This is a genomic window from Methylosinus sp. Sm6, from assembly GCF_019802345.1.
Taxonomy (GTDB): Bacteria; Pseudomonadota; Alphaproteobacteria; order Rhizobiales; family Beijerinckiaceae; genus Methylosinus.
Window position 1 is genome coordinate 1 of the sequence record NZ_JAINDZ010000051.1, and the last position, 23,613, is coordinate 23,613.

General features: G+C 65.0%; 22 protein-coding genes and 1 tRNA gene. 3 read left to right on the top strand and 20 right to left on the bottom strand.

Annotation, left to right across the window (positions count from 1 at the left end; genetic code table 11):
• Positions 1–644: 644 nt before the first annotated feature.
• Complete coding sequence (locus tag K3F48_RS21460) at positions 645–1,286, top strand: recombinase family protein (RefSeq protein ID WP_222577490.1); 642 nt, start codon at positions 645–647, stop codon at positions 1,284–1,286.
• A gap of 62 nt (positions 1,287–1,348) precedes the next feature.
• Here the strand turns inward: K3F48_RS21460 and K3F48_RS21465 are convergent, their stop codons facing one another.
• A complete protein-coding gene (locus K3F48_RS21465; RefSeq protein WP_222577491.1) occupies positions 1,349–2,662 on the bottom strand; it encodes an integrase arm-type DNA-binding domain-containing protein in 1,314 nt (437 codons plus the stop codon).
• Positions 2,663–2,835: 173 nt separating this feature from the next.
• A tRNA-Asn gene (locus K3F48_RS21470) sits at positions 2,836–2,911 on the bottom strand.
• A gap of 204 nt (positions 2,912–3,115) precedes the next feature.
• Here K3F48_RS21470 and rpmG point away from each other — a divergent pair.
• Together rpmG and K3F48_RS21480 are read left to right on the top strand one after the other, a co-directional pair.
• Complete coding sequence (gene rpmG, locus K3F48_RS21475; protein ID WP_003612885.1) at positions 3,116–3,283, top strand: 50S ribosomal protein L33; 168 nt, start codon at positions 3,116–3,118, stop codon at positions 3,281–3,283.
• A gap of 700 nt (positions 3,284–3,983) precedes the next feature.
• On the top strand, positions 3,984–4,385 hold the full coding sequence (locus tag K3F48_RS21480) for a hypothetical protein (protein ID WP_255609574.1): 402 nt from the start codon (positions 3,984–3,986) through the stop codon (positions 4,383–4,385).
• Positions 4,386–4,509: 124 nt separating this feature from the next.
• Here K3F48_RS21480 and K3F48_RS21485 read toward each other — a convergent pair whose 3' ends face one another.
• The 18 genes from K3F48_RS21485 to K3F48_RS21570 all read right to left on the bottom strand — a co-directional run bounded on the left by K3F48_RS21485 (position 4,510) and on the right by K3F48_RS21570 (position 23,478).
• Complete coding sequence (locus K3F48_RS21485; RefSeq protein WP_222575369.1) at positions 4,510–5,319, bottom strand: DNA adenine methylase; 810 nt, start codon at positions 5,317–5,319, stop codon at positions 4,510–4,512.
• A 132-nt stretch (positions 5,320–5,451) separates the two neighbouring features.
• Positions 5,452–6,468 (bottom strand): phage late control D family protein, encoded by a 1,017-nt coding sequence (locus K3F48_RS21490; RefSeq protein WP_222577493.1) that lies wholly within the window; start codon positions 6,466–6,468, stop codon positions 5,452–5,454.
• A gap of 4 nt (positions 6,469–6,472) precedes the next feature.
• Positions 6,473–6,673 (bottom strand): tail protein X, encoded by a 201-nt coding sequence (locus K3F48_RS21495; protein WP_255609575.1) that lies wholly within the window; start codon positions 6,671–6,673, stop codon positions 6,473–6,475.
• A gap of 5 nt (positions 6,674–6,678) precedes the next feature.
• Positions 6,679–7,095, bottom strand: a complete 417-nt coding sequence (locus tag K3F48_RS21500) for a phage tail protein (RefSeq protein ID WP_222577495.1) — start codon at positions 7,093–7,095, stop codon at positions 6,679–6,681.
• Positions 7,096–7,098: 3 nt separating this feature from the next.
• A complete protein-coding gene (locus K3F48_RS21505) occupies positions 7,099–9,750 on the bottom strand; it encodes a phage tail tape measure protein (RefSeq protein ID WP_222577496.1) in 2,652 nt (883 codons plus the stop codon).
• 160 nt (positions 9,751–9,910) lie between these two features.
• On the bottom strand, positions 9,911–10,375 hold the full coding sequence (locus tag K3F48_RS21510; RefSeq protein WP_222577497.1) for a hypothetical protein: 465 nt from the start codon (positions 10,373–10,375) through the stop codon (positions 9,911–9,913).
• Positions 10,372–10,902, bottom strand: coding sequence for a phage major tail tube protein (locus K3F48_RS21515; protein ID WP_222577498.1), 531 nt, complete (start codon positions 10,900–10,902; stop codon positions 10,372–10,374). Before K3F48_RS21515 ends, K3F48_RS21510 begins: the two co-directional genes overlap by 4 nt.
• 9 nt (positions 10,903–10,911) lie before the next feature.
• Complete coding sequence (locus tag K3F48_RS21520; RefSeq protein WP_222577499.1) at positions 10,912–12,192, bottom strand: hypothetical protein; 1,281 nt, start codon at positions 12,190–12,192, stop codon at positions 10,912–10,914.
• A 107-nt stretch (positions 12,193–12,299) separates the two neighbouring features.
• A complete protein-coding gene (locus K3F48_RS21525; protein ID WP_222577500.1) occupies positions 12,300–15,020 on the bottom strand; it encodes an SGNH/GDSL hydrolase family protein in 2,721 nt (906 codons plus the stop codon).
• The gene (locus tag K3F48_RS21530) at positions 15,017–17,047 is read right to left on the bottom strand and encodes a right-handed parallel beta-helix repeat-containing protein (protein WP_222577501.1); all 2,031 of its coding nucleotides are present in this window, start codon (positions 17,045–17,047) and stop codon (positions 15,017–15,019) included. The genes K3F48_RS21525 and K3F48_RS21530 overlap by 4 nt, the downstream gene beginning before the upstream one ends.
• Positions 17,047–17,223, bottom strand: coding sequence for a hypothetical protein (locus tag K3F48_RS21535; RefSeq protein ID WP_222577502.1), 177 nt, complete (start codon positions 17,221–17,223; stop codon positions 17,047–17,049). The genes K3F48_RS21530 and K3F48_RS21535 overlap by 1 nt, the downstream gene beginning before the upstream one ends.
• A complete protein-coding gene (locus K3F48_RS21540; RefSeq protein WP_222577503.1) occupies positions 17,220–19,508 on the bottom strand; it encodes a hypothetical protein in 2,289 nt (762 codons plus the stop codon). The genes K3F48_RS21535 and K3F48_RS21540 overlap by 4 nt, the downstream gene beginning before the upstream one ends.
• Positions 19,505–20,722 carry a phage tail protein I gene (locus K3F48_RS21545; RefSeq protein ID WP_222577504.1) on the bottom strand — a complete coding sequence of 406 codons (1,218 nt, stop codon included), beginning with the start codon at positions 20,720–20,722 and terminating at the stop codon, positions 19,505–19,507. Before K3F48_RS21545 ends, K3F48_RS21540 begins: the two co-directional genes overlap by 4 nt.
• Entirely contained in the window at positions 20,719–21,627 is a 909-nt protein-coding gene (locus K3F48_RS21550) for a baseplate J/gp47 family protein (RefSeq protein ID WP_222577505.1), read from the bottom strand. Before K3F48_RS21550 ends, K3F48_RS21545 begins: the two co-directional genes overlap by 4 nt.
• Positions 21,624–22,019 (bottom strand): GPW/gp25 family protein, encoded by a 396-nt coding sequence (locus K3F48_RS21555; protein WP_222577506.1) that lies wholly within the window; start codon positions 22,017–22,019, stop codon positions 21,624–21,626. Before K3F48_RS21555 ends, K3F48_RS21550 begins: the two co-directional genes overlap by 4 nt.
• Positions 22,020–22,050: 31 nt before the next feature.
• Entirely contained in the window at positions 22,051–22,341 is a 291-nt protein-coding gene (locus tag K3F48_RS21560; RefSeq protein WP_222577507.1) for a hypothetical protein, read from the bottom strand.
• A gap of 10 nt (positions 22,342–22,351) precedes the next feature.
• Entirely contained in the window at positions 22,352–22,939 is a 588-nt protein-coding gene (locus K3F48_RS21565; protein WP_222577508.1) for a hypothetical protein, read from the bottom strand.
• Positions 22,936–23,478 carry a hypothetical protein gene (locus tag K3F48_RS21570; protein ID WP_222577509.1) on the bottom strand — a complete coding sequence of 181 codons (543 nt, stop codon included), beginning with the start codon at positions 23,476–23,478 and terminating at the stop codon, positions 22,936–22,938. The genes K3F48_RS21565 and K3F48_RS21570 overlap by 4 nt, the downstream gene beginning before the upstream one ends.
• Between the last annotated feature and the right edge of the window lie 135 nt (positions 23,479–23,613).

Below are 23,613 nucleotides of genomic sequence, written 5' to 3' on the forward strand. Positions count from 1 at the left end.
GCCTGATCCTGCCGGCCAAAGCCGGAAATCCCAGTGTCCGCCTCGATCCAGCTACACCACGCTCTGGGACACGATCAAAATCAAATCATGCGTGAAAAGGCCGCCGTTGATCAACTCCGCACCCGAATCAGCTCAGCTTGTTCCGACGTCCAGACTATAGCGAAACTGGAGCGCTTGGCATGTCCGCTTTTTCGCATCGGCTTCCCCGAAGCCTTTCGGAATGAAGATCGGGTGATGGTCTCGGTCTGAGGAGTTGAAAGGCCGCTACGGCGGATCAGAAGTGGGGCCGAACAGACGATCGGTCATTTCACACATCGTCCGTGGCTACATCGCCCAATTGCGGCCGATCGCACTCCGGCTCGTGCCGTTCATCTGTCGTTCATATTCGTTAACGCGTCGACATCAATACGAGGGACTCCTTAACGATATATACAGACCATAAATTAGATAGGCTATTAATATACAATCTTAGTATGTGAAATTGGATCGCGCGCCCTTCTCAGCCCTCCCAGTCCGTCCGTTTGGGTATGCCCTAACGGACACGCCTAGCGACGCCCAAGAATGCGTCCGCTAGGGTTGACTCTGCTCAACGGACATGGCTCTATTCGGACATTGCCCTTACGGACGCTCTGGACCCGACTCCCATGACCAAGACCATCCTCTATTGCCGCGTCTCGACGACCGAACAGACAATAGACCACCAGGAAGAACAGGCGCGCGCCGCCGGCTTCCAAATCGACGACGTTCTCGCCGATGACGGCGTAAGCGGGATCACCACGCGACTCCGCGACCGTTCCGAGGGTCGCCGCCTCTTCGACATGCTTCGATCGGGTGACGTGCTGGTCGTGCGTTGGGTTGACCGTCTCGGCCGTGACTACCAGGACGTGACCGACACCATTCGCGAATTCATGCGCCGAGGCGTCATCGTCCGCACGGTCATCAATGGCCTGACATTCGACGGCGCGACGAAAGACCCGATGCAACAGGCCGTGAGGGACGCGCTGATAGCGTTCATGGCGGCGACGGCACAGGCCCAAGCCGAGGCCACGAAGGAAGCTCAGCGAGCTGGAGTCGCCTACGCAAAGGCAAACGAGCCGCACAAGTATCTCGGCAGGAAGCCGAGCTTCAACCGGGAGCAATTCAACCGGGTCCGCAGCCTGCTCGACATGGGAACGAACACGATTAGCTCTGTCGCCAAAGAGACGGGCCTGTCCCGCCAGACGGTCTACCGGATCAAGCATGATCCGTATGCCGCCGAGGCGATCTTGGTCGAGTGGGGGATGTGAGAGGACCGCAAGAGTCGGGCTAACGTCGGGGCCAGAGGGCTCTTCGTCGCCGCCGTATGCATTCACTCAACTCGGCGCGACAACGCCACGTTTTTCAATGCTTCCAGCATCGCCATCGGCGTTTGTGCCTTCAGGTCTGCGACAGCCGTGGCCTTTCGTTTATAGAGCGTGATCTCTTTTCCGGCCCGGAGATCGTCGATAAGGACTCCCCAATAGTCCATGATTTCGCAGCGCTCCTCCCATCGTTGGGTCCGGTTATAGATGCGCCTTTCTGTATTCTTGTCGAGATGTGCGAGACATAGCTCGATCGCATCCTCGCTGAATTGCTTTGTTTCATTCAAAAATGACGAGATCGTTGACCGGAATCCGTGCCCCGTAACCTCCTCATTAGAGAATCCTAGGTTTCGGAGCGCCTGATTCATTGTGTTTTCTGACATGTGTTTCGACGAATTGCTGATATGTGGAAAAACAAAATTCGTATGACCACTCACGCGCTTCATGTCGGTTAGAATCGTCACGGCTTGTGGAGATAGCGGGATGGCGTGCTCGCGTCGCGCCTTCATCCGAGAGGCTGGCAGGCTCCACTTCCGCTCTTTGAGATCGATTTCCGCCCACCTCGCTCCGAAGACCATGCCGGGCCGAGAGCACGTCAGGATTAGGAGGTTGATGGCTGGTGCCGTGGTTACGCCGCCCTTGTAGCCGTCGACGGCCCGCAGCAGATCGCCTAGCCTCTTGGGGTCGGTGATGGCCGCCATCGGCTTGGCCTTGACCCTGGGGAGCGCTCCACGCATCCCGACCGTAGGATCATGCTTCGCTCGGCCTGTTTGAATCGCGTAGCGGAACACGCCCCCGATGAAGGTTCGGAGCTTCGCGACGGTCTCATGATTCTGCGCTCTTGCCCGGACCCGTAAAAACTCCAGAAGCTCGAGGGTTTCATTTTCCAGATCGGAGATTGGCCGAGGACCAAAGGCCTTGCCGGTATATCGGTAGAATCGCTCGTCCCGCTCCAACGTGGCGGCGCTGTTTCCTTCCGCCCGCTTTTTGTCGATGAACTCCCGGGCGATAGCGTCGAAGGTATTGGCGTTAGCCGTGACCTTGGCGAGTTTGTCGAGCTTCTTGGAGAGGCAAGGGTCCTTTCCGCTCGTTAACGTCTTTTTCGCCTCGGCATGGGCCTCTCTGGCCTCTGCGAGGGTCATGTCAGGGTAGACGCCCAGGGCGAGTGTCTTCTGCTTTCCGGCGAATCGATATGAGAAACGCCAGCGCTTCGCGCCGTCTGGGCTGACCCAGAGCTGAAGGCCGCCGGCGTCCGATAACTTCGTGATTTTTTTGGCAGGATCGGGCTTGGCGTGCTGAACCTGTTTAGCTGTAAGCGCCATGTGTTGGTATCTCCGGCTAGCCGGAGGAGAATACCAGCACAGTTACCAACAAAAAGTCCGGACACGGGCGAACACGGGCGGACAAAATCGGACACCGATCGTCCAACATGGCGCTTAAATTGCTGATTTTCTGGGTTGTTTTGGACGCCTGCGGACACCGGCGAACAGGCGGCTGGCTCCCCGAGCAGGACTCGAACCTGCGACCCAGCGATTAACAGTCGCTTGCTCTACCGGCTGAGCTATCGGGGAACGGTGGCGGCGATATAGCCGCTCGACGGCGCCTTGCCAAGCCCTCTTTGCGACAGTTCGTCGACTTCCTCTTCGTCGCGGCCACAGCGCCCGCGCCGTCTTGACAATGCGCCGCGCCTTCGTATGGTGCCGCGCAATTCGCCGCCGGGTTCGGGATCGGGACCGGAGCGACCAGTCCCCTTATACTGCATAGGACCGAGCCCGATGGCCAAATCCGCCATGATCAAGATCAAGCTCCTGTCGACCGCCGACACGGGCACGTTCTACGTCACCAAGAAAAATGCCCGCACCAAGACCGAGAAGCTCGTGTTCAAGAAATACGACCCGGTCGTGCGCAAGCATGTCGAGTTCAAGGAAACCAAGATCAAGTGACACTGCCCGAATCGGCGTGATGCGAAACGCCCCGGAGGCTCGCGCGAGCCTCCTGGGCGTTTCGCTTTTCAAAGTCGGCGGGCGGAGGCGGCGAATTCGCAGCCGAGCAAAGGCTCGCTCCGCCAGCGGCGGAGAATTTTCGTCTCTTCGGATGGTCGGCTCCCGATTTGCGAGCAAGTCCCATCGCTCGTCCAGCCTTCGTTCGGGAGCGAAACGAAGGCGGCCGACTGGCGCTGGCTTTAAGGAGGCCACTCCAACCAACGCCAGCCGGCCAACCCCACGGACCCAGGAGATGCGGCGGACCTGAGCACTCCGCAGGGTATTCGAAGTTGTTTGCCGATACGCATCGAACGCACTGTCACGCCGCGGGCTTTTCTTCTTCTAGGCCGCTGACGTCGCCAGACGCGCACCTCGTTTTGGCGGAGATGAGGTTAGCTCAGCCGCATAAAAATGCAACCTTCCAGCAAGATTTTCTACAAAAATCCACGTAAAGACGCAAAATCAACGCCTTGCAGGCCCATCCCCGGCGCCTGCGCCGTCGCGGGCGGCGAACGAGGTCTTCGCCGCGGCGGGACGCAGCAGATTCGCCCTTTGCTCGAACTGGCGCTTTGTGGCAAATCGGCCCGGCCGGAGCCGCGACCCACGACGACAGCCGGCGAAAAACGGCGCTGCGAGGGCGCGGGAGGAAACATCGATGCACATGAGAGGCCTTCTCTTGGCGGTCGCGGCGGCTGCGACGATCGCGCTCGGCGCCTGTAGCGGCGGCCGGCAGCCCAATGACGCGATTGGAGCCAAGGTGCTGCGCAATCTGCTCTCCAGCCAAGGCGTCGGCGCCAAGCTGATCTCCTTCAAAAAGGTCGACGGGCGCGACGTGAAGACGCCGAGCGCCGAGGCCTATGAGCTCTGGTACGAGGCCGAGCTGCAGTTCCCCGAGGATTACGACGCCCGTTGCGCGGACGAGAAGCAGCGCGGCCGCTGCGCCTATCTCGGCCTGTTGCAGGATCAGAGCTTCAAGAAGGGCGAAGTGCTCAGAAGCGAGGGGACGCTGCATTTCGTCCGTTCGGACAAGGGCTGGGTCGGCGAGGACCAGAACGCCTATTGACCAGGCCTGGGGGCGAATGCCCGCCCCCTCCCCGGCCCTCCCCGGCTGCGCGGGAGAGGGTGAGTGTAGCGGGACACATGAAATCGGAGTAGCGGACACTTGAATCTGTAGCAACTCGATTTCCTCACGCGCCCCGTATAATCAGCTCCGCCGCCGGCTTCGCCCGGCCCTGGCCGACAGCGGTGTAAGACAGCTCGGCGGTCTCGAGCGCGAACCCCTGGTAGCATCTCCTCGCCTCCGGGCAGTCGTTTATGGTCAGAATGAACCGGCCTCGAAGGCCCTTCAAAGCCTCGGCGAGGGCGCTGTGGTCATCGGTCGCGAAGAGGCCCGGCCCATAATAGCCCTCCGTGCCCCAATACGGCGGATCGAGATAAAAGAGCGTCTCGGGCCGGTCCCACCGCCGCAGGAACTCTCCCCAATCGAGGCATTCAATTGTCACTCCGGCGAGCCGCTCATGGATCGCCTCCAGCACGATCCCGAGCTTGCGCGTGTCGAAGCGCCCGCCGCCCATGCGGCTGATCCCAAAAGAGCGCCCGTTGACCTTGCCGCCGAAACTCAGCCGCTGCAGGTAGATGAACCGCGCCGCCCGCTCGAGGTCCGTGAGGCTGTCTGGAGCCTGCGCCGAGAGGCGCTCGAACTCCGTGCGGCTGGTCAGCTGAAATTTCAGCATGTCCATGAACGCCACATAGTGCCTCTGCAAGATCCGGAAGAAGATCGCCACATCGCGGCTGCGGTCGTTGATCACTTCCGACCGCGGCGCTTCGTCGCGGCGAAAGAACACGCCGCCCATGCCGACGAACGCCTCCGCGTAGATGCCGTGCGGCGTCTCGGCGATCAGCTCGCAGAGCCGCCCCGCCAGCTGCCGCTTGCCGCCAATATAGCCTGCGGCCGGCCGCACAGGCCGCACCGACCGGCGTTCGAAAATCTCCACCATATCTTAAGCCCGAGCATGCTACCCGCGCCGTGCCGTCGACGGCGGCGGCGGGGAGCGTTAATCGGTCGATGCGCTGCGCGGGCGGTGCTTGGCCGGCTCACCCGCGTCCGGGGCGACCCGGCCCCGCCACCATCACATCTGCTTGTCCTTCCGCTCCTTCCCCGCCTTCACATTTACCGTGGTCTCGAACCCGCCCTGCGCGGTCCACCGCTTCGTCACGGTCTCGGCCTTCCACTGGCCGTCGATCGGCCAGCCGTATCCGCTGACGATGACGGGCGCCTCGGCGCGCGCTCGCGGCAGGCCGGGGCTGTCGAAATGGCCGGAGCCCGAGTTGTTGCTGCGCTCATAGGCTTCGGCATCGGCGGCCGCCTGGGCCTCCGCCTCGCTCGCGAAGAGATGCGGCGCCACGAAAATCGGCCCGTCGCGGCCGGTGGAGCGCTTGACCAGCTTGCGCCGGCCGCTCTTGCCGTCGTGCCATGCGGCGGCGACATGGCCGACATCGGGGCGCGGCTCGGTCTCGATCTCATAGCCATAGCCGCCCCGGCGCTTGATGATGATCGGCTCCAGCGCCAGCCCGCTCGCGCTCTGCCCGGAGCCGCGCTTCAACACCACCAGCTTCCCGCCCGCCGGCTTGACCACTGCGCCATAGCGCCGGCCGATGTCGCGCAGGAAATCGATCGGGCTCTGGCTCCATCGCAGCTGATAGGGCAGCTTGATGGCGCCGATCTCCGGCGACACGGCCGCCTCGAGCCCGGCCTCCTTGGCGACCTTCCCCACCAGCTCGCCGAAACTGCCCTCATCATAATGGCGGGAGCCGTGCGCCTTTAGCTTGTCGATATAGTCGGCGGCCCGCAGCTTGATCGCGATGCGATCGCCTTCCTCGGGCGAGCCGCGCAGCGTGATCGTCTGCACTGTATAGACGCCCTGCAGCACGGGCCCTTCGTCGGCCCAGCCGCCCAGGATCGTATATTTCGCGCCTCTGCTTGGCAGTCCGAAGCGCGAGGGCGGCCCGACGCAGCTGATTTCGGCCCCGTCGCTCTCTTCGCCGGCGCCATCCGTGACCGTGCAGTCGATCCACAGTCCAGCCAGACCCGGCAGAATGTCGCGGCCGCCGCTGTTGAGGATTTGCAGCACGGGGTGCCGCCACATCGCGTCAATCCCACGGATTGACAGACGGCGCCGCCGGCGCGGCCGGGGTCTCCGGAACGACGACGTCGCGCGGCGCGACGAGGAACGGCCCCTCGGCCGCCATGCCGGGATTGGCGGCGAGCAGCGCCTCGAACGCGCCATCCTGCGCCTTGCCCATGGTCTCCCGCGCGAGAATGTCGAGCCTGAGCGGCTCGGCGATACGCATTGTCGTCACCACAGAATGCCCCCCGCTCTGCGGCCGACATAGACGAGCTCGACCGTGAACTCCCAGCGATAGCCGGTCCCGTCCGGCGCGAGCTTGCGCTCCTCGCGTGTGATCTGCCGCACGCCGACCATCCCCATATAGCCGCCGACCAGGCCGGACATGCGGAGGAACGGCACCGGCTGTCGGGCCCGCAGCACGCCCTTCAGCGCCTCGTAATTGGCGAGCCCGCCCATCACATGCGGCCGGCAGGCGAGATGCGCCGTCTCGGTGGACTCGCCGCCCGCCGTCGGCTGGATGAATGGATCGTCGTCGAACACCGGATGCGATGGCCAGAGCGCGGAATCGCTCCGATCGAATCCTTGCGGATTGATGCCGATGACTTCGAGGACCGCGGGTCCAATCACGGCGAGGGGAAAAGCCATGTCTCACCCCACGTCGATGTCGTGGAGCGCGTCGTCGCGCGCGGCGCGGGCGCGGCGGTCGGCCGTCGCCATGACGGCGCGATGCAGCCCGGCGAGGTCCTTGACCCCGTGGAAATGCGCCTCGCGAATATGCACGGCTCCGCCGGGCAGCGCCGACGTCTTCTTCTTCGGAGCGGCGGGCGCCGCAGGCGCGCCGCCGCCCGTTCCGCCGCCGGCGCCGCCTCCCACGGCGGGCGCGCCCGAGAGCCTCGGCTCGATCTTGACGACGATCGGCGCACCGAGGATGTCCTGGAGCCGCGCCCGGATGGCCTGCGCCTCGGCGTCGACCTTCCCGGACTGGGCGGCGATGGCCGCCACGTAGGTGTCGATTAACTTTTGGGCCGCTGGGCCGAGGTCTCCGCGCTGAAAAACGCCGGCCAGCTCCTCGACCAGCTTTTGAGCCTGCTGACGCGCCTCCTCGCTGCCCGGAAACAGCCGCATGCCTTTCATCAATCGATCAAGCTGCAGAAACTTGGCTTTCAGCTCCTCTACCTTCGCCGGATCGGCGGCGCCCGGCGCTCCTCTCAGCCCCTCATGTCGCTCCCTTGGAGCATCGTCCGCCTTGGCTTTGGCGGGCTCGACACGCCGCTCCATCTCGCCGATATGCTTATCGAGCGCCCGCATCCGATCATAGAGGGGCGTCAGATAATCGACCCCACTCTTCGATCCTGCCGCCCGCGTCCGCTCGATTCGCTGCGCCAGGGATTTCCGCTCGCCTCTCGCCGCGTCCAGCGCCTGGCGCTCGACCGCTCGCTCCCGCTGCGCGCGCCCCAGAAGCTCCCGATCGCTGGCGAGCCGATCGACCTCCCGCGGGGTGAGCCGGTCATTGACGCCCTTGTCCAGGATGGCCCTGGTCTCGACACGCCGGCGTTCGATTTCGTCGAGCCTCTCTTCGGCGCGTATGAACAGCTCCAGTCCCTTGTTGATCGGCGGCAGAGCCCAGCGCCCGAGCCGATCGCCGATCTCCGAGACCAGCGCGCCTGTCCGTTTCAGGTGATTATCGGTCGTCGCGAGGTCGATCTGCAGGTTCCGCTGCAGTGATCCTTTCCATTTGCCACTGTCGATCTGCTCCAGATTCTTTCGGATTTCCGGTAGAGCTTGGCCGCTGCGAGCCGCCTCGTCCCACCACTCCTGGCCGAAAATTTTGACGGCCGCGCGCGCCTTGTCCGCGCTCTGCTCCAGACGCTCCAAAACGTCGATGATCATCTTGGTGGCGTCGGCCTTCATGCCGCTCTCTACCTGCTGCACGGTGAGCCCGAGCAGCTTATAGCCCTCCGCCGCCTTGTCCGGTTGATCACTGGCCGTGCGCAGCTTGCTGGAGAACGCGTTCCAGAAGCGGGCGGAGACCTCTTCCGCCATTCCAATCGAATTGAGCGCGGTGGTTACCGCCAGCGATGTGTCGAGCGGCACGCCAGCCGCTTTCGCCGCACCAGCGGAGCGCTGGAACATCTCGACGATATCCTTCTCGGCGGATGCCGACGAATCGCCGAGCGCGTTGACCTTGTCCGCGAACTCCTCAAGCTGCGGAATCGTCCACTGCGTTTGCGCTTTGATCTTTGCAAGACGCTCGGACGCGTCTTTTGGAGCGATATCCCATCCGACGGCAGCCTTTGCGGCCAACATCATGAAGCCGGCCAAATCCTTGTAGTCGATGCCCGCCTGTCCGGCCATCGCCGTCAAAGCCGCCGTATCGCCGCGCGCCATGCCCATCTCGCGTGACACTGCGTTGATCGTTCGCTCGACGTCGGCCCAAGTCGCTCCCTCATCGAGCGTGACCTTCTTCTTTACGTCAGCCATCGCCTTTTCAAATTTCACGGACTCCCTCACCGCGAGGGCCGCTCCGGCGACCCCGGCTGCCGCCGTCCCTCCGATCGCCGCGCCGGCGACAGTCGCTCCGCCGGCGCCGATCAAATAGGCGTTGGGCGTGATGTGCGACGCCGCCTCGCGCAGGGCTTCTTGCCGTTTGCCGCGGCCGTGCCGCCCCAAGGCGACGCCGGCCGCTCCGGCGGCCGCCATGCCGCCAATTCCGCCGCTGCGGCTCATGCCGGCGATCATATTGGCGGAGACGAGCCGGCGCTGGCTCATGCCGAGCGCGATGTTGGACTTGGTGAGCTGATCGATGCGGCGCCGCGTGCTGTCGATCGCCGCCGATCCCTGGCCGATCTTCGCGACGCCCTGCGCCGCCTTGTTTGCCGCCGTCGCCGTCTTCTCGAGCGAGCCGCCGAGCTTGGCGGAGGCGGTCCACGCCTTGCCCAGCTCGCCCGCGAATCGCCCGGCCGCCTTGCCGCCGATCTTCTCGGCCGCAACGCCTGTCTTGCCGAGCGACGCGCCTAGCTTGTCGGAAGCGCTCGACGCCTTGCCCAGCGCCTCGGCGACGCGGCTCGCCGCCTTGCCGTCGATCTTGCCGGCGGCCGCCGCCGTCCGCTCCAGCGAGCCGCCGAGCTTGGCGGAGGCGGTCCACGCCTTGCCCAGCTCGCCCGCGAATCGCCCGGTCCCCTTGCCGTCGAGCTTGCCCGCGGCGGCGCCGACTCCGGCGATATCCTTCGCCGCGACCTTGGCCTCTTTGGAAAGGAGATTGACCAGCCGCAGCCGGACGGCGACGTCGAGATCGGTCATGGCGCCTACAGCCTCTCCAGAATGTCCGAAAGCACGCGGAGCGCGGCGCCGTCGCCGCGCTCGCCCTCGATCTCCTGCCCGTCGGTGATCAGCAGCAGCAGCTCGTCCCAAGGATAGCGCAGCACGCGGCTATAGGGCTCGCCGAGCAGCCGCGTCGCGATCAGGCCGAGGCGGCGCCACTCGCGGGCGTCAGCAGTGAGATGGCAGCCTGCGCGATGCGGGGCAAAAAAGGGTAGCAGGTCTCGACCAGCAGCTCCCCGTCATCCGCCTCGAGCCCGCGGATGACCGGCGCCGGCAGCCCCGTCATCACCGCATAGAACTCGATCGGGTCGATGTCGCCCTCAGCCTGCGCCCGCGCGACCAGCCCGCCGACCTCTACCAGCAGCAGCCGGCGCGCCGTGAAGCTGCGCACCTCGCGCCCATCGAACCGAAAAGGAAACTGGAACGGCGTCTCCTTGCGGACCGCCTCCGGCTCCAGGAAATCCAGCACCGCCACCAATGGCGGCGCGGGCGCCTCGCGCGCCGGCGCCGCGACCTCCGCCGCCGCCGCCTCTTCCGGCGGCAGCGGAATATTGACGAAATCCGCCTTCGGCGCGCCTTCGAGCGCCTTTCGAATGTCGCTCACAGCACGGTCCCCCCGGTGATGGCGAGATTGGCCGCCATATCGCCGAACAGCTTCACGCCGCCGACGACAGTCGCTGCCGCGCCGGAAAAATAATCGAAGCGATGCACCACCGAGCCGTCGACGATGTCCTCGTAATAGACGAGCGTCGAGAACTCATATTCGGTGCCGCTGGCCTTCACGCCCTTTCGCGCTTCCGCCTTCACCGAGTTGAGCAAACCTTTCAGCGTGATGATGCGCCCCTTGCTCTCGCCGGTCCGGAACGAGCGCAGATTCTCGTAATAGGTCGCCTGCACATAATCGCCCGGCTGGCGCCCGCAGAGCCCTCGAATGCGCGGATCATCCGTCCGGAGCTTGATGGTCGCCTTCAGCGCCTGCAGCTGCTCGGGCCATGCGACATCCATGACATGGCCGCCGCTGCCGAAATCATCGGTGGCGAATGTCATTTCCGGCAGCGTGACCTCGTCGAGCACGCGCCATGTGTTGAGCAGATCGAACCACCAATTGCAGCCACGAACGACATTATCCATGACGCCTCCTCAGCCGAGCTGCCCGGCGACATTGAATTGCGACATGGCCGCCTGAATCTCGGAGGCCAGGATGTTGAAGGACGCCTCGCGGCGCCCGGTGTAGACCTGCAGATCGACGAGCGCGGGAGACTCCTCCCACGCCGCGTTAATCACGAATCCGCCCACGCGCAGCGTGGCGTTGTCATTGAGGTTGCGATCCCACATCACCTCGGCGCCCGGCAGGATCGCCGGCTCCGGCAGCGCCGCCAGCTCATTGAGGAATCCGACGAGCGCCTGGCGCAGCACGACGGCGAGATGCGGCCCGAGGTTCTGGCCGATATATTTTACCAGCGTGCGCGGAATGACCTCGCGCACCGCCTTGCGCGTCCGCACGACATTGATGAGCCGCCACAGCGGATCGGAGCTCGTGTTGAAGAAGCCCCAGAATGTCTTGCCCTGCGGACTGTTCACCGAGCGCGACGTCCGATTGCGCTCGAGCTGCACGATCGAATTGACGCCGCGCTGCAGCAGCCAATTGGCCTCGCTGTCTGGATCGGAGATCGAGAAATCGACGGCGCGCGAGGGGCCCAGAATGCCTTTCAACCCCTGGTTTCCTGGGTTGTAATAGGGCCCGCCCAGCGACTTGTCGGTCGCCACCATCAGCGCCGCAACCGATGGCGCCGCCGGCCGCACGACAGGCGAGCCGTCGACCGAGACGCGCACGCCCTGGCCGATCGCGACGATATTGAGGCTTTCCGAAAAATCCGCCGCCCATTCCGCCGCGACGGTCTTATCGGCGGACGGCGTGTCGGCGACGACGATCGGCGTGATGAGCCGCTCGCAGATCGCGTCATAGGCGGTGACGATCGGATTGGCGGCGCTCGCCGGCCGCAGATGCGCATAGCCCGGCGCGATCAATATATCAGGGACTGTGCCGGCTTCCGCCTGGGCGTCGAGCAGCGCCCACGCGCCGGTCCGCGCCGAAGCCGAGCCGACCATCTTTGCCATCGCCTGGTCCGCCGTGTCGCCGGCCAGGATATCCGGCACGACGGCGACGACTGACGCCGTCACGCCCTCGGCGATGATCGCGTCGATCGTCTGACGCAATGTGCCCGTGCCTGCTCCCGCGACCATCGCGGCGTCGGCCGTCGTGAAATGCACTGGCGTGTCGGGCGGGAACAGCGCCCGGTCGATGCCGGTCCCGGGGGTGAACACGCCGCCGATCGTCGACAGATCGGCAATGATGAGCGGCTGGACGTCCGCGCGATTGAGAAATGCGCGGACTCCGACGTGAGGCGTGGCGGTAGGCATCGGCTCCTCGCTTGCGCGTGATGATATCGAGGCACGCTATGCGTCGCGCGTCGAGGCTCGAAGGGTGAAAGCTTTCACCCGCCGCCCGCCGGCGCGCGGCCCTCGCCTCAGATCGCCGGCGCGCGGCGCAGCGAGGGGGTGGCGAAGCGCACCACTGCCGACGCGCCGCCGGCGCGCGTCAGATCGAGGAGGACTTGGCAGACGACGCTGATCGTCTGCGACGCCGCCATCGCCTGGAACCTCGGCGGCTGGAGCACGCCGGCGTAGGCGGTCGCCGGAGCCGGATTCGCGGTCCCGCCATTGAGGTCGATGTGCTGAGAGGTGAATGCGCCATCGTAATCGTCTATGCGCATGCTCGCGTGCAGCAGGCCGGCGCTGCCCGCCGCGACCGACAGCTCGGCGGCGGCGAACAGAGTTTCGCCGACGGCATACATGCCACTGGCGGCGGTGAGCGTCTGGTAGAGATAGAGACGGAACAGGCCGCTCGATCCCTGCAGACCCGTGATTGTGAGCACCGCCTGATCGCCCCAGCCGCCATCGGTGCGCGATGCTTGCGGGACTTTCGACCACACCGCTGTGCCGCCGGTGATGGTGAAGCCGCTCGTGTTGGTGGATGTCCAACCTGTCGGCTTGACGCCGGTGGCGACGCCCGACGAGATCGCGACCGAGCCCGTGAACAGGCTGTTCGTCAGCTTGTTCCCATAGGGGTTTTTGATGTCGTCGAACACATCGGCCGGCGATGACACCAGGATGTCGCGGGGCGGCACGATCGGGCTCAACGCCGCCCATGCTTTGGCGCCGAGCGTTAATGCGCCTGTCGGATTTTCGTGCACATAGGCGTCGGCGAACAGGGTCGCGATTGCCGACCCGTCAGTCGCAGACGGATCGAGGTAGAGCTTTGTGGCGTCGGCCAATATGACATTGGGCAGTCGCGCGGACAGCTCGCGGGCGTAGGTCGCCAGCGCCAGCGCGAGACGACTCCTGTCTATCTGTGTTTGCGCGTCCCCTTCCCAGCCGCCGGCGGGTCGCGGCGTCTCCACCGCGAGGCACACGCGCATCCCCGCGCGCGCCAATCGGTCGACAGCGGTCTTGAGGTGGCCGACGCTCGTCGATGTCGCGACATCTCCGTGCGCGTCATTGGTCCCGATGCGGATATAGGCCAGATCATAGCGCCGGCCACTGGCGAGCGCCGCATCGATCTGGCCGCCGAGATCGGCGGTCTTGGCGCCCGACAGCGCGTAATTGTCTGTGATTTCATGATCGATCGCGCCGCGCGACAGAAAGCGTATCCATGTCGACGAGCCGGCCATTTCATGCGCATTGACGGCCGGATTTTCGACCGTCGTCGTCACCGCGCGATCCTCGCGCGAGTCGCCGAGCACGCACATCGTGTAGCCGATCGGATAGGCGGCGCTCGCGGCCACTGGCGTCGAGATCGTCGACGCTGGGGTCGCGAAATCACGCACGACAGCGGTGTCGGTGAGCTTCGGGTCGACGATCACATAATGCCCGCCGCCGGAGCCCGGCTGGATATCGACCAGCTTGCTCGTGCCCTTCGCCGTGCAGTCCTTGACGACATGCCCGCTGCCGGTGGCGAGATTGAACGCGGCCCGCGTCACCGGCGTCTTGTCCACCACATGACAATCGATGAAGCGCGTCCGGCCGGTCGCCGTCGTCACGAAGGCGCTCTCATAGGGGGCGGCGGCCGTCCCGATATCGCGGAAATAGCGCACATTCTCGACGAGCATATCGAATCCGTCGCCGCCGGCGCCGAGGCTGCGCGAGTTTGACGGGCGGATCGACACCGCGATCGGAATGGACTCGCCGTAGCGCAGCACGACGAGTCCGTTGGCGATCCGCCCACGCTCGCAGCCATAGCTGGTGACGCCGCCCGTGCCGCCGCCATAGACGGCGCTGTTGTAGACATCGTCGGCGCGCCAGTTCCGGACATCGATCTCGTCGCAGTCGCCGATCTCGAGACATTGCAACGAGGATTTCGAGCGCACCCCGTCGACCACCAGCGCCGCGATGAAATTCAACTTGAAGCTGCAGTCATATTGATTATCGACGTCGTCACAGTCCCTGATCGTCACGCGACCGCAGGTTCGGCCGATCTGCCCGGAGCCATAGATCGCATGCGGCGGCGATGTCGTGGTGAATGTCGTATGGCGCGCCCGCAGTCGCCTGATGATGTAATCGTCCTGCAAATCGAAGAGCACGCCGAAGTCGGTCTCGATCGCGTCCCATCCATCCACCTGGTTGCCGGCGACCTGCGTCACATTGTCGGCCGACAGCCCCCGGTTGCGCACGCCGACATTCATGGCCTCGGATCGGCCGTTGCGCACCGTCACGCGCTCGGCGTCGACGACATAGACGACGGCGTTGCGCTCGCGCAGAGGCGCGCCGAGATAGGAGCCGACCTGGTTTGACCGCGCGCCGACGCCGACGCCGGAAATCCCGTCGATCAGCACGTCGCTGCATCCCTGCACGCTCATGATGCCGTTGACGACATTCGTGCATCGGATTCGCGCGCCGGGATCGAAGCGGACAGCCAGCCCCGAGAGCGAGATGGTCGCCTCGGTCGCCGCATCGAGCACGATCTCGGGCACGTAGATGGCTCGCCGACCAGAGCTCGCGCACGCTGTCTGAGCCCGTGCGAAAGATGCGGAAAAATCGGCCGTGCCGGCGAGATGATCCTTGATGTTGACCGCGTCGGCGAACCTATCGGCCAGCGCTCGAGGCGTCGCCGAATTGGCGGCGACGAAAGAGGCCGCGCCGATGACATCGTCCAAAGCACGCGATTGATCGGAAATTAATACCGCGCTCATGAGGGGACCCTCGCATAGATGTGATGGACGCCGGCCGCGTCGGAGGTGATGAGATGATCGCTGTCGCCCTCATGCACCGAGACCCAGGCGAATCCATCGGGTGGCGTTGCCGCAAGCTCGATGATCGGGCCGGAAACCTCGTCCGGCGACAGCGTGACGACGGCCTGTTGCGCCGGTTGCGCGCCCCCGTGGATCAGATATGACCCGCTCAAGAACAGCGACCCGCTCGCCGGCAGAGCCAGGTCCGTCGGTTTGCCAGACGCGGCGACGAGACGCAGCCTGATGCTCGCCTCGCCGCCATCGACATAGGCCATCAGCTGCGCGCCCGCCGCGACCGAAAAGTCGCGCCAGTAGATCGCGACCGGATAGGCGGCGATGACCACGGACGCGTAGAGCGGCAGGCCGGTGACCCGGCATCCGCCGCTCCCCGAATGGCCGCTCCAGGTCAGCGACAGCTCGATCGACGCGCGATTGCCGACCAGCTGATATCGCCCGGAGCGCACCGAATAGGTCGCCGCGCCCGCGACATCGCCGCCGACGAGCGACGGCGTGAAGCTGCCTTCGCTGGGCCGCTCTGACGGCGGATAGAGATTGATCCATGTCGCCGCGAATTGACCGTAGACGTCGATGCCGTCGAACCGAATGCGATCGGCGTCGTCGAGCGTCCCCGCATTGACCGCGATCGTGACGCCGTCGCGGCTCGAGCGGCTGTTGCGGATCTCCAAATCCGAAAACGTGATCTGCTGGTCTGTCGTCCCGCCTGACGGGAACAGCAGGAAAGTGACATCGCCCGAGCTGGCGGACGTCACCTCCATGCGCGTGTTCGAAATCCTGGCTCGACACGCTCGGAGCCTCATGCCGATACGGCAGTCGCGTATATTGGTGTCCCCGACGATCAACCCGTTGGCGTTCGAGGCCCAGATGCCTGTCGTGCAGTCCGACATGGTGTTCGCGTCGACCACCACGAATTTGGTTTGCGACTCCTCCTCGACGCTGATCTTGATCGCGTAGCTCGAGGCGAGGACAATGCTGTTGCCGATGATCCGATCATCGTAGCCGTCCTGCAGGGCGATCCCGATTCCGCCGCCAGTGACGAAATTGCCCTCTATGATGGCGCGCTCTTCCACGCCCTGCACCTTGATCCCGCCAGCGGCGCCGAGCGGAAACATGTGGTTGTGTTTTACGATAGCCAGTTTGCATCGCCGCACATATAGGCAATGTCGTAGGCTTACGGCGCCGCCACCGTCGTGGATATAGGTCCCCGACACCTCGACATTCCGATATCCCGTGCTGACGAGCCCGAAGCCGTTTCCGCTCCAATTGCGGATCTCGCAATCCCGCACGATCAGATCGACCGCGGGGAAGGAATTTCCGGGATCGCCGTCGCGCTCCAAATGCAGCGCCGAGACACCGTCGCCGATGATCTGATTCCTGTTGCCGTCGAAGCAGATTTTCTCGAACCCTATATGCGATACGCTCGTCGTCGGGTCCGGCGGGCCGACGAGATGATGCGCCGGGCCGGGATAGTGCATCAAGATCGTCTTGTCGCGCCCTTGCCCGATCCAGCGGACGCCGACGCGCTTGACGATCATCTCTTCCAGCATGCCGACGCCGGAGGGGAGCACGAGATTGGCGCCGATCGAGCTGGCATAATCTTCGACCCTCTGGAGCGCGGAGGCGATCGGCGTGACGCCGTCGAAGACGACGCCCGGCCATAGCCGGACGTCGATTCCTTGCGATGTGAAGAAAAAATCCGAATAGAGCACGACGCCGTCGCGCCGCTGGGCCTCGGTGAACAGCGCGTCCCGCACGCCGACGCCCAAATTCGTGGTGAACCACTGGTCGAGCTTTGCGGGCAGCGTTTCCGCGATGGCGACGATCCCCTGCGCGACGAAGCCGTCGACGACAGTCTGCAGAGCCTTCAAGCTCTGAAGATTGTCGAAAAGATAGCGCATCGCCGCGTTCATGCGCGCCGGATCGGCGCGCCGGTCGCGCTCGAAGTCGATCTCCGGCGGCAGGCTCGCCACTAAGCGCCCCCCTCGGCGATCGGCCGCGCCTCGACGACGGCCTCCGCGTCTGCCGCGCTGAGCGCGTCCAGCGTCGCCTGATCGACGACGTGACGGATGCGTCCGGTCAGATTGGGCATGTAGACATGCCCCTCCACCTCGACGCGCCGCTTCAGTTTCACCTCATACATCATCACAGCACCCACATCGTTCGATTGGCGACATGCGTCAAAACCAGCGGCGTGTCAGTCGTGGCAGAGTCCTTGAATTTCATGGACGAAATCAGGGACCCCAAGTTCCAGACATATGTCCGCTCGAGCGCGCCATCCTCGGTGAGCACGTCGGAATAGGAGGACGGCGACGTCTCGGTTGCGTAGCCGGCGCCAGAAAGCAGCTTCGCCGAGACGCTGTGATGCGCCGGTTCCCATGCTTCGTAGCGCGCCATCATGCGGATGGACGATGTCGGCGCGGGCGGCGTGATCGGATCGTGAGGCCAATAATGCTCGAGCGCGAGCGCGGCGCGGCTGACATGCACATTCGAGGCGAGCAGGTCGACCGCGGGCTGGCTGTATTGCGAGCCCGAAAAGCACAGCCTGAATCGCACCAGCGGCGGCTGACTGCCGCCGGCGGACAGCTGCGAGATCGTGTCCGGCCCCAGAGCCTTCCAGACGCCGGCGATCTGGATCTCATAAGTCAGTCCCGTCGACGGCGGCACGATGCGCGCCGCGAGAATGTCGATATCGACGATCCCGCCGACGAGCTGCAGCGGCTGCATCTCGACATAGGTCACCGCCTGCGCGAATTCGCAGGCATTGATGATCATGCAGATGTGCTTGCTCGGATCGGCGATGTCGACGCCGCTGATGCGGGAGTAGAACATTCCGCCGGGGAAGGCGTTTCCCGGAGTGGTCGCGACGTGGTGGTTCGCCGTCGTGACCAGGGCGATCGCATAGCGCGCGCCAGCCTGCCAGTGCAGCGGCCGAGGAAACAAAAACTTCGTCTTGTCGGGCACCAGCTGCAGATTGGCGCGCGCGACCGTCGACGTCCCGATCACCGCGCCCGTGTTCATCGTGGCATTCTGGAAGCACTCCGTCACCACCATCGTGATCGAGCCGGTGGTGTCGAGCGACGTGAAAGGAACGTCGATCGACGACACCCACATGTCCTGGCCGCACAGCCACGACTCATAGCAACCGGCGCCGCTGATCGTCTCCGTCGTGGCGACACGATCCCAATAGTCGGTTGTGACCGTATCTTCCCAAAACTGCTCGATGCGATAGATCACATGATTCTTCGCCAGGTCGGCCCAGGCCGGCTGATCCGCGGCCAGCGAGTAGCGAAACGTCTCGCCGTTCGGCAACGTGAAAATATGCCTGATTTCATCCACGGTTCCCGATTTCCACAATCGGCTGTTCGAGCACACTCTCATCGACGGTCCCGTGCGGATGCGATGCCGCGTCGTCGTCTTTTTGACGAGCTCCGTCGTCTGATAATCGAATGATGAGAGCGAGACGCTGGCGTTGCGAACGCCACTCGACACGCGACGGCGCGCCGTGAATGCCGGGAACAGGAGCCCGGCGCGCAGGGTGATATCCGGATTCAGTGGATTCAACAGCTGCAGGGCGGCGTCGGACGCCGCCGCATCCGGGAACCTGACGCCTTCGGCGATCTTGCAAGAAGAGCCCGCGTGGGTGAGATCGCTCGTCGCCGGATCCAAGTGAAAGTCGGCGAGACTGTCCGTCGCATTGGACGGCACTCCCAGCTTGACTTCCACCACGGCCAGACGCGCGGCGAGGCGCGCGGACAGCCCATCATCTCCCGGCCGCGCCTGGCTGGACAGCCGCGCGATATCATCCTGCACGGCGAGCAGCGCCGGCTCCGCGACATCCTTCCACTCTTCGATCACTGCGATGCGGCCCTCGTGATCGGCGAGATTAGGGACCCGCGCCGCCGTGTGCATCTCGACGGAATCGATCCCGGTGAGCGAGAGGATCACGGTCGCGATGAGCAGGCGCGACGAATCGAGAGCGGGCGCGATCGGTTCCGGCGCCTGCGCGCCAACGGTCTTTTGAATCGACGCCACGCGCACATGCGTCTTTGCGATCTGCTGCGCCACATAGACCGGCGCCTGCGGCGTCGATGTGAGAGGGTTGAGAAAGTTGACCAGGTCGACATCCTCGTCCGCTTCGGAGCCGGACGCCGAGATCAGCACGATCTTCTTGTCGGCGCCGGGCAGATTCGCGGACAGGTCGATGCGCGTGACGGTCTCGAGGCTGTAGACTTTTCCCGCGACATAGAGTCGGCCGACATCCACGGTCAGCTCGAAGGGACCGGTCTTGGAGGCGCCGAATCCGCTGTAGCCGCGCTCGGGGATCAGCGTGTCCTCGACGACGGCGTCGAGCGACTTTTCGGCGAACAGCTGCATGTTGTTCAGGTTCGCCGACGAGACTTGTTGGTTGTTCGAGAAGTTGACCCGCTTCATTGAATCACCTTGCGATAGTCGCCGAATTCCCAATCGCCGAAACTGAGGGCGGGGGCGAATGCGATCGGCTCGAATGTCCGCAGCGACACGAGGATGTCGTCGCGCGTGGCCTGCGCCACGGAGACGGCCGCCAGCGCGTCGAAGACGGACGTGAAGTCCGGATCGTGGACGACACCGAGACCGAGCGGTCCAGGCAGTCCCCAGGGCACGCCCTCCGTCCGCACGGAGATCGTCAGCTCCGCGGTGTAGGGCTCTGTGCCGAACTGCGACCAATCGCAGAACGAAAAGGCCTGCCCGCGCACCGGCGGCCGCCTGGGATCGAAGAAGCGCAGCCGGTCGTAGACATGCTTGTCGGCGTCATCGATATAGAGCGTCGCCGCGCCCGCCCAGCAATGATCCGCGAACGCCATATCGCCGCCGGCGACGACGGTCTCGACGATCGGCTCCGGTCGCACCGTGACCGGAACGAGCCCGGTGGGAACGGCGAATGACGCGGCGCTGCGATCCGGCGTGATGGATATGACCTGCGTCTCCGCATCATTGTCGATCAGCGCGCCCCAATCGACCGTCCAGCGGTCGGCGAAGCAGCGCGCGACGTCGCCGCTGCGAGCGAGCTCGACGCGCAGGCTCGCATCGAGCGGTCCGTCGATCCCGCGCACTGTGCAAGGCGTCTCGACGCCGTCGACGACATAGACGGCGCGCTCCGCATAGCGCTCCGCCGCATCGGATTGCGTCGCGCAATCCCAATCGGCCGCGAAAGACCCGGCGAAGCTCATCCCGGCCCACACCGGGAACGACCGCGCATGCGCATAGATGTGCAGCTGCGGCATCGCCGCCTCGATCGCGGCCCGCTCCTCGTCGCTCCACGGATCGACCGCGAACACGATGTCGCGCGGCCGCCGCATCCCCACCAGCTCGGCGTCGACGAGCGCGAGATAATCGCGGATCCCGGCCGGCGTGGTCTTGCGGCTCTTCAGCTGCCAGATGCGCGCGACGACGTCGCGCTTCTTGGCCTCGATCCAATCGTCGCGCCAAATCTCCAGGCCGAGCCCCCATGCGAGATAGGGCAGCAGCTCCTCCGGACAGGTGGCGGGGGTCCACAAGCGCCGGATGATATCGGCGTCGAGCGGGCGACGCGCCGCCGATGTCAGCGACTGCGCGATCTCCCAGGGATCCGAGGAGGCGGGCGGCAGCAGCGCGGCGGGCGCGGTCATTGGCGCGCCTCGACGGTGACGGATATCGAGCGCGGCCACGGCGCCTCGTCAGGCGCGGCGACGACATGCTCCACCGGCGAGATCAGCGTGAATTCCGTCATCGGCTCCACCCGTCCGGCGGCGATGATTGCATCCGTCCGCACCGTGCCGCCGATCACTTTCAGCCTCGGCAGCGTCTTCGAGAGCGCGGCCAGCGATGCGGCGCGCGCCATGGCGATCGACGGCCCCGTCGGCACGAGCGCCTGCACGACGACGTCGTAGGGCCTCGGTGTCGCGGAGCGCACGGTGACGATATCCGTGAGCTGCGCGCCGTCGTCGGCATAGAGCGCGGCGGCGACGCGGGCGACGACATCCGATGCGACCGAGCCGTCCTCGCCGCGCCCGAGCAGGATGACATCGACCCGCCCGCCGCCGCGCTTGATGGTGGCCACGTCCTGGATCTCCGGCGCGATCTGCAATGCATATCCGCGATAGCCGCGCGAGGTGAATCCTGGCGCCGTGCCGTCGAGAGCGAGAGGCCCGCGGCGCCTCAAATCATCATCCGTTTCCATCACCGCCGCGGCGCCTGTCTCCGTATTGGCGGGCGTGATGGTGAGCCGGCGCAGGCCGAGCAGCGCCACCAGATTGTCGAGATCGCCCTCGACCGCGTAAGCCAGCATGACGCCCTTGGCTGCGTCATTGATCGCCTGCCGATCGAGCTTCTCGCGGAACGCGTCCACCTGCTGATGGATGATGCTCGGGTCCGTCTGGAGCGACTCGACATCGAACGCGATTCCGATCGCGGCGAAGCGCGCGACCAGGTCGACGATGCGCGCGGCGAGGATCGCCTGATAATCGGCCGGCGTGACGATTGTCGGCGCCGGCAGCAGCGACAAGTCCAAGGACGCGAAGGGGAACCGGCTCATGCGACGCCCCTATGGGTGAGGGCGAGCGGAATATTGAGATTCGCCTCTTCGGAGATGTCGTAATTGCCGAAGCGCCCCTCGGGGTAATAGAGCCCCGCGAGCACGACGCCCATGCCGCCGATGCGGTCGAGGTTCGCGAGCTGCAGCCGCGCGATCCGATATTCCGGCTCCCATTTGTGAATGGCGACGATAAGGTCGCGATAGAGCGTCGCCGCCAGCGCCGCGCTGATGTTGCGGCCGAGGCGTCGCGCCGGCTCCAACCCGAAGTCGAGCAACATGACGCGCTCGGTCGGAGCGGTCATGACAATCTTCGCGACAGACTGCTCGAGATGCGCGAAGCCGACGAGAACCTTGCCCGTCTTCGCGTCGATGCCGGTGCGATATCTGATCATGAGCGCGGCTCGAAGCCTTTTCGAAAAGCGATCAGACAGCGTTCGAAGGCGGCGCGTCGGACTCGGCGCGGCCCTTCGTCTTCTTGCTTTCGGCGGGCTTCAGAACGATCGTGCGCTGCTGCAGCTCATATTCGGCTTCGACCTCGGTCAACTCCAACTCGAAGCCGGTTTTTGGGAAAAAGCCATTCAGCGGCTTGCCGTCTTCGTCGAGCCTCGGCTTCCCATCCTCCTTGAGATCGGGCCGATACTCGCCGGGGATGCGTCTCCCCGCCACCGTGAAGCCGGCGCGGTCCGTGGTGATGTAAGTGTGCTTCTCGCTCATGATCGTTACCTCAATCGCTGGTGGGGACGAGCGCCTCGGGGCGCAGCGCGAATGTCTGCCCGCCGAGACGCAGTTTCAGCTGGCCGATGGAGTCGGCCGCGAGCCGCGTGGTCTTGCCTTTGAGCGTCGGCTCGTCCGCTTCGATGGCGATCTTGTCGCCGGTCTGCGCGATGCGCGTCTTTTCCGTTTTCGCGACGATATCGCTCGCCGTCTGCGACACACGCGTCTTGCCGTGCTCGCTCACCGCCTCGCCGGCGCCCTGGCCGTCGGGCCGGCGCAGCTCGTCGTCGAATGTGCCGGGCATGGCGTAGGACGCCGCGCCGACGACTCCGGAAGGGGAGATCAGCCGCATGCGGTCGCCGATCGACGGCAGCGGCGACGACACTCTATAGGCGCCCGATTGGCCGGACAGCGTCGCGACCCAGGGACTGAGGATCGTCTCGCCCGTCGCCGGGTCCTCGCCGAGCGAGAGCCGCACCTTCCACGTCTGCTCATCGCGCTCGGCGACGACGCCTTCCAGCTCACTGAGCGCGAGCCGGCGATTGATGCGCACATTCTGCCGCCGCGCCTCGCGCAGCTCCTGGGCGATGTAGCTCATGCCGCCTCGCCCCCGGTGAAAAAGTCGGCGTCGCCGAGCGCATAGAGCCGCTGCCTCCAGGTCACCGCGTAATAGACCGTGCCCCGCTCGAAGCTCTTCATCGTGAAGAGCGGATGACTCTCGGCGCCGTCGACGTCGGAGACATTCTCGAGGCCCCAGCCGGTCCAATCGATGTCCGAGAGCGCGACGAGCGCCGCCTCGCAGATGGCGAGCGCCAGCTCGTCGCGCTTGACGAGGCGGCGCGCGTCTCCCTGGCCGATCATCTTGTCCTCGGTCACGACATAGGCCGTCAGATGCACGAGCAGATCGTCGGAGCCCGAGAGCCTGTCCTCGTCGATGAGGCGCGTCGCCGCGATCAGGATGCAGGGCGGCGAGAACACGTCTTTCTCGAGGACGTCGCCCATGTCGAGCTTGCCGACATGGGCTTTGACAGCCAGGTCGGGGAAATGTGCGGCGAAGGCGGCGACGATCGCGTCGCGCATCGCGAACACGCGGCCGGCCTGCAGCATCTGCGCGGTGGTGACGGGAGCGAGGGTCATTGCGCGAGCCGCCCTAAGAAGTCGGTGACCTGCGCTTCCAGTTTCGCCGCGTCCTCCACGGAGACGCCGACGAAGGGCCGGGCCGGGATCACGACGCGCTTCGCGAAAACCTTCTTGCCGCCGATCTCGAAAGCC